At 44.3% G+C, this 12,799-nt stretch carries 11 protein-coding genes and 1 pseudogene; 7 read left to right on the plus strand and 5 right to left on the minus strand.

The annotated features are described in order from the left end of the window. Window positions 1-58: 58 nt before the first annotated feature. Window positions 59-940 carry an OmpA family protein gene (locus tag MSG34_RS07805; protein WP_017063457.1) on the minus strand — a complete coding sequence of 294 codons (882 nt, stop codon included), beginning with the start codon at window positions 938-940 and terminating at the stop codon, window positions 59-61. A 188-nt stretch (window positions 941-1,128) separates the two neighbouring features. Between MSG34_RS07805 and rnt the strand changes: the two genes are divergently transcribed. Then, window positions 1,129-1,773: a ribonuclease T gene (rnt, locus tag MSG34_RS07810; RefSeq protein ID WP_017061178.1), complete on the plus strand. Its 645-nt coding sequence runs from the start codon at window positions 1,129-1,131 to the stop codon at window positions 1,771-1,773. 65 nt (window positions 1,774-1,838) lie between these two features. Then, entirely contained in the window at window positions 1,839-3,164 is a 1,326-nt protein-coding gene (locus MSG34_RS07815) for a Na+/H+ antiporter family protein (protein ID WP_029235135.1), read from the plus strand. Between the two features lie 191 nt (window positions 3,165-3,355). Here MSG34_RS07815 and MSG34_RS07820 read toward each other — a convergent pair whose 3' ends face one another. Both MSG34_RS07820 and MSG34_RS07825 read right to left on the minus strand, forming a co-directional pair. After that, on the minus strand, window positions 3,356-3,985 hold the full coding sequence (locus MSG34_RS07820; protein ID WP_048610518.1) for a DsbA family protein: 630 nt from the start codon (window positions 3,983-3,985) through the stop codon (window positions 3,356-3,358). Window positions 3,986-4,083: 98 nt separating this feature from the next. Then, window positions 4,084-4,422 carry a Grx4 family monothiol glutaredoxin gene (locus MSG34_RS07825; protein ID WP_004741702.1) on the minus strand — a complete coding sequence of 113 codons (339 nt, stop codon included), beginning with the start codon at window positions 4,420-4,422 and terminating at the stop codon, window positions 4,084-4,086. Window positions 4,423-4,691: 269 nt separating this feature from the next. Here MSG34_RS07825 and sodB point away from each other — a divergent pair, with 269 nt between their 5' ends. The 3 genes from sodB (at window position 4,692) to MSG34_RS07840 (ending at window position 6,989) form a co-directional block, all read left to right on the plus strand. Next, window positions 4,692-5,276, plus strand: coding sequence for a superoxide dismutase [Fe] (sodB, locus tag MSG34_RS07830; protein WP_004734050.1), 585 nt, complete (start codon window positions 4,692-4,694; stop codon window positions 5,274-5,276). A 247-nt stretch (window positions 5,277-5,523) separates the two neighbouring features. Further along, window positions 5,524-6,027 carry a VC2046/SO_2500 family protein gene (locus MSG34_RS07835; protein ID WP_282449672.1) on the plus strand — a complete coding sequence of 168 codons (504 nt, stop codon included), beginning with the start codon at window positions 5,524-5,526 and terminating at the stop codon, window positions 6,025-6,027. Window positions 6,028-6,305: 278 nt separating this feature from the next. Further along, window positions 6,306-6,989, plus strand: coding sequence for an SDR family oxidoreductase (locus tag MSG34_RS07840; protein ID WP_048611559.1), 684 nt, complete (start codon window positions 6,306-6,308; stop codon window positions 6,987-6,989). 186 nt (window positions 6,990-7,175) lie between these two features. Here the strand turns inward: MSG34_RS07840 and adhE are convergent, their stop codons facing one another. Next, complete coding sequence (gene adhE, locus MSG34_RS07845) at window positions 7,176-9,881, minus strand: bifunctional acetaldehyde-CoA/alcohol dehydrogenase (RefSeq protein ID WP_017056490.1); 2,706 nt, start codon at window positions 9,879-9,881, stop codon at window positions 7,176-7,178. Window positions 9,882-10,520: 639 nt separating this feature from the next. On the opposite strand from adhE, the gene MSG34_RS07850 reads away from it, so the two are divergent. Both MSG34_RS07850 and MSG34_RS07855 read left to right on the plus strand, forming a co-directional pair. After that, window positions 10,521-11,159 (plus strand): YchE family NAAT transporter, encoded by a 639-nt coding sequence (locus tag MSG34_RS07850; protein WP_004734056.1) that lies wholly within the window; start codon window positions 10,521-10,523, stop codon window positions 11,157-11,159. 149 nt (window positions 11,160-11,308) lie between these two features. After that, a complete protein-coding gene (locus tag MSG34_RS07855) occupies window positions 11,309-12,154 on the plus strand; it encodes an ion transporter (RefSeq protein WP_050620964.1) in 846 nt (281 codons plus the stop codon). Between the two features lie 58 nt (window positions 12,155-12,212). Here MSG34_RS07855 and MSG34_RS24175 read toward each other — a convergent pair. Continuing rightward, window positions 12,213-12,735, minus strand: a pseudogene (locus tag MSG34_RS24175) (prepilin-type N-terminal cleavage/methylation domain-containing protein). Window positions 12,736-12,799 lie beyond the last annotated feature (64 nt).

Raw genomic sequence — 12,799 nt, forward strand, 5'->3', positions numbered from 1 at the left:
CATAAAAAAGCCCGTCATCAAGACGGGCTTTGTCATTTCAAACGAGCAATTGTTTAGCTTAAACCTGTGTACGACCTAAAGAGATCACAACACGTCGGTTCTTGTCTTTACCAATTGGCGAGTTATTGTCTGCAATCGGACGACGCTTACCATAGCCTTGTACTTGAATACGATCTTCTGGCAGGCCTAGGGATTTGAAGTATTCTCTTAACGATTCCGCTCTGCGCTCTGAAAGATTTTGGCTAATACCTTTGCTGTCGACAGAGTCGGTGTACGTTGCCACCAGCACAAGGTCGATGTCTTGGTTATAGCGAACGTAATCGGCAATCTGGCTCAGCCTTTTACGCGACGATTTATTCAGCTGATCGCTGTTGCGGTCGTAATGCAAAATAGTGAAAGAGATATCTTCAAAGCTGTAAGGCAGCAGGTTAGCAACACAGTCACTGAACACATTGTATTTTTCTTGGAATAGCACTGACGACAACGACACTTCGATACGTTGATCTCGGCTCTGCCACTCTTGGTAGCTGAATGTCGGATAACGCCCTTTCTCCAATTCACTCAAGATGCCCCAAGCTGTTTGACCGCCGACATAGCCGTCAAATTGCTGGAAGAACTTAATGGTTGTCATGCGATCAGCACTTTCACCCGGACGCCAAGGTGGCGGCATAGAGATCAAGCTTACATTGCGCGTCGCACCCATTGGGCGGCGCATTTTAAGCTCAAAGTCCAAAATGATTTTTTTACTCGCGCGAGATGAGAACTCAGCATCACCAAAGTTTGGAATTGGGTGAACCAAGCGACATTCTAGTGGCGTGTTGGCCACCATCTCCCACGTCGACTGTTGAGGAGATGCTCCGTAACGCTTTTCTTGTGCCATGACCGATGACGACACAAGTAGCGAAAATAGCATTGAACCTGTTATGAGTTGTTTCTTCATAAAGTGGAGTATCTCTTAAGCAATTCGTTTAACAATGCAGCCAATTGCCGCATTTTTCTCTCACGTTTAAATATGCAATTATCAAGCCGTAATGGGTTAGGTAATTTATGATTTATTGCCCTTCCCTAGTTTTTATCACTGCTATTATCTGCAATAATGCAGCCTTAATCACACTTATTTGGGCTAACATGACTGTAGAAAACGAAGCTCTGACCCTAAAAAAACGCTTTCGCGGCTATTTTCCAGTGGTCATCGACGTGGAAACCGCAGGGTTTAACGCTGAAACCGATGCATTATTAGAAATCTGTGCCATTACATTAAAAATGGATGAGAACGGAGATCTGCACCCTGCATCAACGCTTCATTTTCACATTGAGCCTTTTGAAGGCGCAAATATAGAGCAGGCAGCATTAGACTTTAACGGAATTAAAGACCCATTTAGCCCATTACGTGGTGCTGTGTCGGAACAAGAAGCCCTTAAAGAAATCTACAAGCTAGTGAGAAAAGAACAAAAAGCTTCAGATTGCAGTCGCGCAATCATGGTTGCTCACAACGCTACATTCGATTTGAACTTCGTTAATGCGGCAAGTGAGCGCTGTAAGCTTAAACGCGTCCCTTTCCATCCATTTGCTACTTTTGACACTGCAGCTCTTAGTGGTCTTGCCTACGGTCAAACCGTTTTGGCTAAAGCTTGCCGCACTGCAGGGATGGAATTTGACAACAAAGAAGCACACTCTGCTTTGTATGATACGCAAAAAACCACAGAGTTATTTTGCGGCATTGTAAACAAATGGAAAGCCCTTGGTGGTTGGCCTCTTGTTGACGAAGAATAAAAAATAGAGTCGGTAAACGTTTTTTCGTATTGCCTTCATAAAAAACACAACATCCCGAGAATAATATGAATCCTGTTGTAATTTCAGTTTGCATCATGCTTGTTTTAGCTTTGATGCGTGTAAACGTAGTCGTTGCTCTGACGTTCAGTGCAATTATCGGTGGCGTAGCCTCTGGTATGAGCTTGAACGACGCAGTCGCGGCTTTCGAAAGTGGATTAGGCGGCGGTGCAACGATTGCACTTAGCTACGCTATGCTTGGTACATTCGCTGTTGCTATCTCACGTTCTGGTATCACAGATCTCCTTGCTCAAAGTGTTATCAAACGCATTCACGGCAAAGAGAACAGTGCAGCATCGACTGGTCTTAAATACGGCATGCTTGCGTCGTTGATCTTAGTGACCATGTCTTCGCAAAACGTGATTCCAGTACATATCGCCTTCATCCCAATCTTAATCCCACCTCTACTAGGCGTATTCGCAAAAATGAACCTAGACCGTCGTCTAGTTGCGTGTGTACTTACTTTTGGTCTGATTACACCTTACATGGTGTTACCGATTGGTTTTGGCGGCATCTTCCTAAACAACATCCTGCTTAAAAACCTTCACGACAATGGTCTTGAAAACGTTGTAGCAAGCCAAGTACCTATGGCAATGTTGTTACCAGCAGCAGGCATGATCTTCGGTCTTCTTACTGCAGTATTCTTTACTTACCGTAAGCCTCGCCAATACAAAGAAACCTCTCACACGGTTGTTTCAACAGAAGTGAAAGAGATCAACAAGAAGCACATCCTAGTTGCAGCAGCGGGTATCGTAGCTGCGCTAACAGTTCAACTGTCGACGGGTTCTATGATCATCGGTGCTCTAGCGGGTTTCATGGTATTTACCTTCGGTGGCGTTATTGCTTGGAAAGAGACACAAGATGTTTTCACCAAGGGCGTTCACATGATGGCAATGATCGGTTTCATCATGATTGCAGCGGCAGGTTTCGCAGCAGTAATGAAGCAAACTGGCGGCGTTGAATCTTTGGTTGAAGCACTTTCAACAAGCATCGGCGACAACAAGCCTCTAGCAGCACTGCTTATGCTCATCGTTGGTCTATTAGTAACAATGGGTATCGGTTCTTCGTTCTCAACGATTCCAATCCTTGCGACTATCTACGTTCCTCTAGCGGCAGCATTTGGCTTCTCGCCAATGGCAACGATCGCTCTAGTAGGTACAGCTGCAGCACTTGGTGATGCGGGCTCTCCGGCCTCTGACTCAACACTAGGTCCAACGTCTGGTCTAAATGCTGATGGTCAACACGAGCACGTTTGGGAAACCGTAGTACCAACATTCCTACACTACAACATCCCACTGATCGTATTCGGTTGGATTGCAGCCATGGTTCTGTAATTAGATTCTCTAGTTAAAGAGCCCTAAGCTAACTTTTATAAAGACTGCCTCGTGCGGTCTTTTTTGTCTCTGGGATTCATTCCTCTCTTCCTTCCGCTCACTCTCATTGAACTAGTGACACCAAACAAAAAAGGCTTACTCTTATGAGTAAGCCTTAGAAATCATTGCGAATACAGATGACTCTCGCTGAATTATGCAGCGGGAGCATTACTCACGAGAATTTCGCGAATAGACTTAAGCGTTGCTTCCGTTGAATGGTAATCCAATTCAACTTCACTAAAGATGCCGTTCACTTCAAGCATTAAGGTCGGGTAAGAAAATACTCCCATCGCTTCTTTAAAGCCTAACTGGTCATCTAACTCACTTTCCAATAACTTGCTAGAAAGGTCATTTTCAAACTGTTGAACATTCATACCTAGCTCTTCAGCCAACTGCAAATGTGTGTCTTGGCTATGAGGCAGCATCGCACGAAGGTAGTAAGCATGTTGAATCGCTTCAAGCATCGCTTCGTAGTGGTCTTGAAAACCAGCTGCAATCACAGCACGGCACGCAGGGTAAGTACTGCGAACAGGTTGGCACTCAGTCCAAAACTCATGGTTAAACTCAGTGCCTAGCTTAGCTTCGATCTGCTTCCAAATCGCTTGCAGCTTGCCTTTCATCTCTTCTGACATTGGTTCATCAGAATCCGGGGCCAAACCACCCACCACATAGTTAAACTCAATGCTCGCAGGCAATTGTTGTTTCAATAACTCAAGTGTTGGCTTGTAACCCCAACACCAGCTGCACATTGGATCATGCACATAATGAAGTTTTACGTTCATTGTTCATTCCTTATCGAGTCAATGATTCGATCAATTCAAACAAAAAAGGAGCCTAATTAAGGCCCCTCATTTTAACTATTCAGCGCAAAGGCTAGAACTTATTCAGCGTCATCGCCAGCAACTTTAGCCGCTGCTTCTTTGATGATTGGCTGAAGTTCGCCTTTTTGGAACATCTCAAGAATGATGTCACAACCACCGATTAGCTCACCTTCAACCCAAAGTTGTGGGAAAGTTGGCCATTGTGCGTAAGCAGGAAGCTCTGCACGGATATCAGGGTTTTGTAGGATATCTACGTAAGCAAATTTTTCGCCACATGCCATCAGAGCTTGAGACGCTTGAGAAGAGAAACCACAGCTAGGTAGCTTAGGAGAACCTTTCATGTACAGTAGAATAGTGTTTTCTTCAATTTGCTGTTTGATTTTATCGATAGTTTCCATTGCTTCCTCGTTAATGGATTACGGCTTTTATTGCCTTTATTCTACCCCAAACTAAAAGAATAAAAACCATATAAAAAAAGCGGTTAACAAGCTAAGCTAACAATTCACACAAAAGTAATGAAATAAGCTTTTAATAAAGTAAAAACTTGCTAAACTATATCGCAAGTCAGCAAATTGACCATGGTTGGCAGTATAGCGAGCCATGAATAATAATATCACTGGAAGCAATCGAAAGAGTTAACTCTTTCATATCAATGGAGAATTGAGCAATGGCATTTGAACTACCGGCTCTTCCTTACGCGAAAGACGCGCTAGAACCACACATCTCAGCAGAAACGCTAGATTTCCACCACGGTAAGCACCACAACACTTACGTTGTTAAGCTAAACGGTCTTATCCCAGGTACTGAGTTTGAAGGCAAAACACTAGAAGAGATCGTTAAGACTTCTACTGGTGGTGTTTTCAATAACGCTGCTCAAATCTGGAACCACACGTTCTACTGGCACTGTCTTGCTCCTAAAGCAGGCGGCGAACCAACTGGCGCTGTTGCAGAAGCTATCAACGCTGCATTCGGTTCTTTCGAAGAATTCAAAGCGAAATTCACTGATTCAGCAATCAACAACTTCGGTTCTTCTTGGACTTGGTTAGTTAAGAAAGCTGACGGTTCTCTAGACATCGTTAACACTTCTAACGCTGCTACTCCTCTAACAGAAGAAGGTGTTACTCCACTTCTAACTGTTGACCTATGGGAACACGCTTACTACATCGATTTCCGCAATGTTCGCCCTGACTACATGGCTGCATTCTGGAACCTAGTAAACTGGTCTTTCGTAGAAGAGAACCTAGCTAAGTAATTATTGCTTACGCTGCGCTATTTATAGCGAGTTATCTATTGAAAGCTCATGCCCCGGCGTGAGCTTTTTTGTATCTGTCGTATTCCACAAAATCTAGGCATTTCGTAATAAATCCGCCAATAGCGCTTACTTCTCGCCCTATTGATAGCTTTCTTCCCTACCCTGCATAAATTCTCTATTTGCCTGTAATTAAACACTAAAGTTTGCCGACTCCATGCCGTTAAAGGTGTATCCAATGAGAGGCAGCATGCAAATACATACTTTAGACAAAGCAGGAATCATCAACGAACTGAAGTTCGGCATCGGGATCAGCCAAGCGGTTGAGCAAGGTCGCCGTGCAGATTTCGCGTTGCTGTTATCTATGTTTTCTAATGATGTCCGTGATTGCACGCCAATTGACACCATTGAAATCACAGAGACAAATGAAGATCGCCTGCGCAAACAATTTGGCGTAGCAGAACCTCAACAACTGCGTTCAAACCAATCGTCGTATGAGAGTTCTGCACAGCAATCTAATCATTTTCATCAAGCTAGCCTTGCCAGTGCCAAGCTCAGCCATTACTTGAAACCTGAAGCGCTTGCCTTCATGCCTGAAGATACGGCCGACTTACCCGAAGAGGTTTACCAAAACCTTTCTGGTCATGACCGACGCAAGCTCGCAAACAAGCATTTACCTGATTTGCCACATGCTACGCTCTACAATGAGCTAACCACCGCACAACGTCAGTATCAAATTCAAGCTCAAGTATAGCGGTCACCTACCTTTCCCTTTTTCGCTGTCTCTCCACAGCTATTCTTCGACTAACTCGCACACTTCAAAATATTCACACAAGTGATATGAACCGCTAGCCTTAGGCAGCCTAAAAACACCAGATGTCGGTTACCGCTTGAAGTTACTACAAAATGTGACGTGCCACTAAGTTCATAAAAACTTATTAATTGGCGCACCTTAGTTTGAACCAATTCACACCCATTGTATGAAATTTAACCCATCCTTATTCGACATGGACGATTTGTTTAGGTACTGGGATGGAAATAAAAAGCTCAATCATATTGGTGACATCTGCCGGCTCGCGACTGGGAGGGACGATAGCGAACCACTTTGTTAACCTTGGAGCCACCGTCATCCTTTGTGATAAAGACACTGAAGCACTTCAGGCAACGTATCTACAGTGCGCCCGCTTTTCTGACTCGGTTTACCACTACACGCTCAAAGGCAATGACAGCCAAGCGATCCTCAGCGTATATGATTTTATTCAAACCACCTTCAACACTACACCCGATGTGCTGGTCAATAATTGGATAAGCTCCCCAATGCCAAGTCTGATTGGCGATCAACCTGTGAGTAGCTTTATTAATGATCTCTCGTCGATGGCATCGACCCTGTTCGCATTTGGGCAAATCAGTGCTGAGAGATTACGAGAAGAAGATAAAGAAGGCGTGATAGTGAATGTGATATCTCATGATGACTTTCATGATGTGTCCGGCTTGGAGAGCGCAAACTCAATGATCACTGGCTTTACCCATAGTTGGGCGAAAGAGCTGACTCCCTTTGGTATTCGAGTCGGTGGCGTTGTTCCCGCCGTTCATAACTCCGATGGTAAGCTCAACCGATGTCACTGGGCGCAGCTGCAAGACGAGCTGACCAGAACAACCGAATACATTGTCTCGAATGACTACTTCAGTGGGCGAGTTGTCGCGGCAGAGGTTTAACTCTCTACTCCAATTGAACATGACCGACTCAGCTCATATTGAGTAACAGAGCTAATGCCTTTCAATCCGTTTTACAAACGAACCAAACATAAAAAAAGCCCCAGTCTCTCGACTGGGGCTTTCATCTTTTCCCGATAGATAAGTATCGTGCTAGCGAAAACTTATCTCAAAACTAATGCTTACTGATTATGCGTTAGCTTTTTCTTTTTTAGCTTTTGGCGCTTTCGCTTCAGCTGGCTTTTGGTCTGCTTTCTTAAGGATAACTGTAGTACCTTCGAAAGTTTCGCCTTCAACATATGGCTGGCCGAAGTAAGAAGTTGTTAGCACTTCTTTTAGCTCAGTGATTAGAGGGTAACGTGGGTTAGCACCTGTACACTGGTCATCGAACGCTTCAACAGCTAGCTCGTCTAGTTTAGCGATGAAGTCAGACTCGTTAACACCCGCAGCTTGGATAGATAGTGGGATGTCTAGGTCAACTTTAAGCTCTTCTAACCAAGTCAGTAGACGTTCAATCTTCTGAGCAGTACGGTCACCAGCTTGGCTTAGGCCTAGGTGGTCAGCAACTTCAGCGTAACGACGACGTGCTTGTGGACGGTCGTACTGAGAGAATGCAGTCTGCTTAGTTGGGTTATCGTTCGCGTTGTAACGTACAACGTTTGAGATAAGTAGTGCGTTAGCAAGACCGTGTGGTAGGTGGAACTCAGCACCAATTTTGTGAGCCATTGAGTGACACACACCTAGGAATGCGTTCGCAAATGCTACACCAGCGATAGTTGCTGCGTTGTGTACTTTCTCACGAGCGATTGGGTCAGCCGCACCATTTTTGTAGCTAGATGGTAGGTATTCTTTAAGCATCTTAAGAGCTTGAAGAGCTTGACCGTCTGAGTACTCGTTCGCTAGAACAGATACGTAAGCTTCAAGAGCGTGAGTTACTGCATCGTAACCACCGAACGCTGTTAGAGACTTAGGCATGTTCATAACTAGGTTCGCATCAACGATAGCCATGTTTGGCGTGATTTCGTAATCAGCTAGTGGGTATTTAGCACCAGTCTTGTCGTCTGTAACAACAGCGAATGGAGTAACCTCTGAACCTGTACCTGAAGTTGTAGTGATACATACAAGCTCAGCTTTTTGACCCATTTTAGGGAACTTGTAGATACGTTTACGGATGTCCATAAAGCGCATTGCTAGTTCTTCGAAGTGAGTTTCTGGGTGCTCGTACATAACCCACATGATCTTAGCAGCATCCATTGGAGAACCGCCACCTAGAGCAAGGATTACGTCAGGTTGGAAGCTCTTCATTGCTTCAGCGCCTTTCTCAACAACAGATAGCGTTGGATCCGCTTCTACGTCGAAGAAAGTTTGAACTTCGATGCCTTGTGCTTTAAGCAGGCTAACTACGTCATCTGCGTAACCGTTGTTGAATAGGAAACGGTCAGTTACTAGGAATGCGCGTTTCTTACCTTCTAAGTCGCTCATTGCGATTGGAAGGCTACCACGACGGAAGTAGATAGACTTAGGTAGTTTGTGCCACAACATGTTTTCAGCTCGCTTCGCTACAGTTTTCTTGTTGATAAGGTGCTTAGGACCTACGTTCTCAGAGATAGAGTTACCTCCCCATGAACCACAACCTAGAGTTAGAGAAGGTGCAACGTTGAAGTTGTACAGGTCACCGATACCACCGTGAGTAGTCGGGATGTTGATTAGGATACGAGCAGTCTTCATCTTGTCACCGAAGTAACGGATGCGGTCTGCGTTAGTATCTTGGTTAGTGTAAAGACCAGATGTGTGACCGATACCACCGATTTCAACCATAGTTACCGCTTGAGCAACTGCGTCTTCGAAGTCGTCTGCGCGGAATAGACCTAGAGTTGGAGATAGTTTCTCGTGAGCGAATTCGTCATCGTAAGAAACTTTACCAAGACCTTCACCTACAAGTACTTTTGTATCAGCAGGAACTTTAACACCAGCCATTTCAGCGATTGCTGGAGCAGGTTGACCTACGATTTTAGCGTTTAGGTTGCCGTCGATAAGCAGAACTTTACGTACTTTATCAGCGTCAGCTTTAGATAGAACGTGAGCTTTGTGAGAAGCGAAACGCTCTTTCACTTCGTCGTATACTTCACCAACTACGATTGCAGCTTGCTCAGAAGCACATACTACGCCGTTATCGAAAGTCTTAGACATAAGGATAGATGCTACAGCACGTTTGATGTCAGCTGTTTCATCGATAACTACAGGAACGTTACCAGCACCAACACCGATAGCAGGCTTACCAGAAGAGTATGCTGCTTTAACCATGCCTGGACCACCAGTAGCAAGGATAAGTGCGATACCGTCGTGCTTCATAAGCGCGTTAGAAAGCTCTACAGATGGTTGGTCGATCCAACCGATGATGTCTCTTGGAGCACCAGCTGCAACAGCTGCGTCTAGAACTAGTTTCGCTGCGTCGTTAGTTGAGTTCTTTGCACGTGGGTGTGGCGAGAAGATGATGCCGTTACGTGTTTTAAGAGAAATTAGAGATTTGAAGATTGCTGTAGAAGTTGGGTTCGTTGTTGGAACGATACCACAGATGATACCTACAGGCTCAGCGATAGTCATTGTGCCTAGGTTGTCATCTTCTTCTAAGATGCCACATGTTTTTTCGTCTTTGTATTTGTTGTAGATAAATTCAGATGCAAAGTGGTTTTTGATAACCTTATCTTCAACAATACCCATTCCAGATTCAGCAACTGCTTGTTGAGCAAGTGGAATACGAGCGTGGTTAGCAGCAAGAGAAGCTGCGCGGAAGATTGCGTCTACTTTCTCTTGAGAGAATGTTGCAAACTCTTCTTGTGCTGCTTTAACGCGAGCTACTAGAGCATCAAGTTCCGCTAAGTTAGTTACAGGCATGGTGGATCTCCTAAAATAATAAATATTAAAAACTTTTTATTAAATTCGCTGCTTGCTTTTAACCTTAAACATCAGCGTTCTTAGTAAATTGCTTTCAGGGCTGAGTATATTATTTCACAGTGTGAAAAAAATTGACCCAGATCAGTTACCCAAAAAGAATTAACCAGAAAGTAGTAAGACAATCGCAAAAATGAACTTAAGAGCATGATTTATATAGATTAAACTCACACTTTTCGTTCGCGCAAAAAACAAGCAAACAGACAGCTTTTTTCTACATAGCGTAATAAACTGTAAAAAAGTTTCATTTTTAGTCCGTTAAATTACATGTATACAGCTATATTCGTGCTACTGAGAGTATATCCATACCGTTGCATGGGCTAGATTCTGACATAATTTTTATTAATTTCGTGCGTCGGTTAACAGTTACTCAATAATAAATTACAAAATCAAACACTACCAACTAGCTTGCAACAGGCTTAGTACAAAAGTGAGATTCAATTAGTTTTTCTAAAAAGAATCACCCATTTCAAGTTAGTTTTTTTCATTCGTGAAAATGTAGTTTGTCCCTTACATTACGCGCCTAGACTATTCACAGATCAACCCTTCAACCTTAAAGTACGCTAACTGGAGATCGCTCTCATGCAAGGCTTAGAACTCGCAATCTTTATGCAATTCTTCCTTGGGCTTGTTGCTGCCGTAAACCCTATCGGCATCATGCCTGTTTTTGTTTCTCTTACGGCTCATATGCCGCCAGAAGAGAGGAACAGGACAGCCTTACAAGCAAATATTGCTGTTGCCGTGATCTTGATTGTGTCGCTTGTTGCGGGGCAAATGCTGCTTGATATGTTCAGCATTTCACTAGACTCATTTCGTGTGGCAGGTGGTTTGTTATTACTGAGCATCGCGTTCTCGATGATGAGCGGTAAACTCGGTGAAGATAAGCAGAACAAACAAGAGAAATCTGAATACATCAGCAAAGAGCAAATTGGCGTTGTTCCACTGGCTATGCCGCTAATGGCAGGTCCGGGTGCAATCAGCTCGACGATTGTTTATGGGTCTCGCTACCCTGCTGCTATTGATACGGTCGGCATCGGCATTAGCATCATCGCATTCGCAACATGCTCTTGGCTTTTGTTCCGTTCAGCGCCGGTTATCGTTCGATTTTTAGGTCAAACGGGGATCAACGTGATCACTCGTATCATGGGCCTGATTCTTGGCGCATTGGGCATCGAGTTCATCGCCAATGGCCTACGCAATCTGTTCCCAGGTTTGGCATAACGTTTAACGACATTTTGGTTGCTCTATAAAGGGCAACAATATTGAAATATAGATGAGGCGAGTAAAGCAATTGGGCTTTCACTCGCCTCGTTATTATGAAGCTTGTATAATGACTGTTAATGCATTTAACAGAAGACGAACCTCTCCTTATGTCACGCAAGCCACTCAAGCATCATTTGTACGTCATTATCTTTGGTACTCACACGCCAGCCGGACGTGCATTTGATATATCTCTGATCGTTGCAATCTTGGCTTCGCTGTTGGTTCTGATCTTAGAATCCATCCCTAATGTGATGACCGAATGGTCACAACAGCTGCGTTATATCGAATACACCTTCACTGCGCTCTTCACTCTTGAGTATTTGTTAAGGCTCTATTGCTCTCCAAAACCAAAATCTTACGCTACCAGCTTTTATGGTGTTGTTGACCTATTGGCGATTCTTCCGACTTACCTAGCGATCATCTTCCCAGGCGCTTCATTTATGGGTGTGGTGAGACTGCTGCGTGTGATGCGTATCTTCCGAATCCTAAAGCTGGTTCGCTACCTGCAAGATTCCAATATTCTGTTGCGCTCACTATTAATGGCACGACGAAAGATACTGATCTTCTTTAGCACCGTAGGCATCTTGGTGGTTATCTTTGGCGCACTGATCTTTGTTATTGAAGGTCCTGACAATGGCTTCACCAGTATTCCTCACAGTATCTATTGGGCGATCGTGACTATCACTACGGTGGGTTATGGTGACATGGTGCCGCAGACCGCGCTTGGTAAAGCCATAGCGTCACTAACCATGTTATTGGGTTACTCTATCTTAGCGGTGCCGACCGGGATCATTACTGCAGAACTCAGTAATGAGATGAACTCGCACAAAGAGTTGGTTAAGTGTCCTAACTGCAACCGAGCGGGTCATGATTCGGACGCCATCTATTGCAAGCACTGTGCTAGCGAATTAGCAGATCCAGACAAGCGGGTCGTCACCGACGAGACCGAATAAAAACCAAAAAAAGAGCTCCTAAGAGCTCTTTTTTTTGTTAACTATCTAACTAAAGCAACTAACAACCATCTGTGAAAACTTCCACTTGGTAGTCATCATTTGCTTCCATTGCGGCCGTGTATTTCACATAGCATTGGGTCTTCTCGATAGCGGTATTGAAGTCATTAGGAAGAACGCCTGACAAATATTCCGATCGGGTAATCAGCCATAGGTCTGGGTCGCTCACTGGGCCATTATTATGCGCTGCCCATGTCCATTCAGTCGTCAGGTCATGAAACCCTGAATCAATCGCTAAAAAGTTTTCCATTCCCCCTTTTTCAACCGCGGGGTAACCAAACTTCACTCGCCCGTACTCAGGAATCAAATATGATTCTTGGTCTTCCATACCTTCTACTGCGGGCTTTTTCAAACGCCAAATCAGCCGCAGTATGGACCGATGCTCCTAGCCCTTCCATAACCGAAGCCCTAGCGTCATGTTGTATGTTTAAAAACCTAGGTGCTGCGACAACAGCTAAAACACCAATAATGACGATAACAACAATCAACTCGATAAGAGTAAAACCTTTAAGGTTTGCTTTCATTTTCTAGCTCCAACTTTAAGACGCACGAAAGGTAAGGTTTTAAAGTCAGGCTTCTGTCATCAGA

It is taken from the genome of Vibrio sp. 1CM2L (assembly GCF_023161695.1).
GTDB lineage: Bacteria > Pseudomonadota > Gammaproteobacteria > Enterobacterales > Vibrionaceae > Vibrio > Vibrio coralliirubri.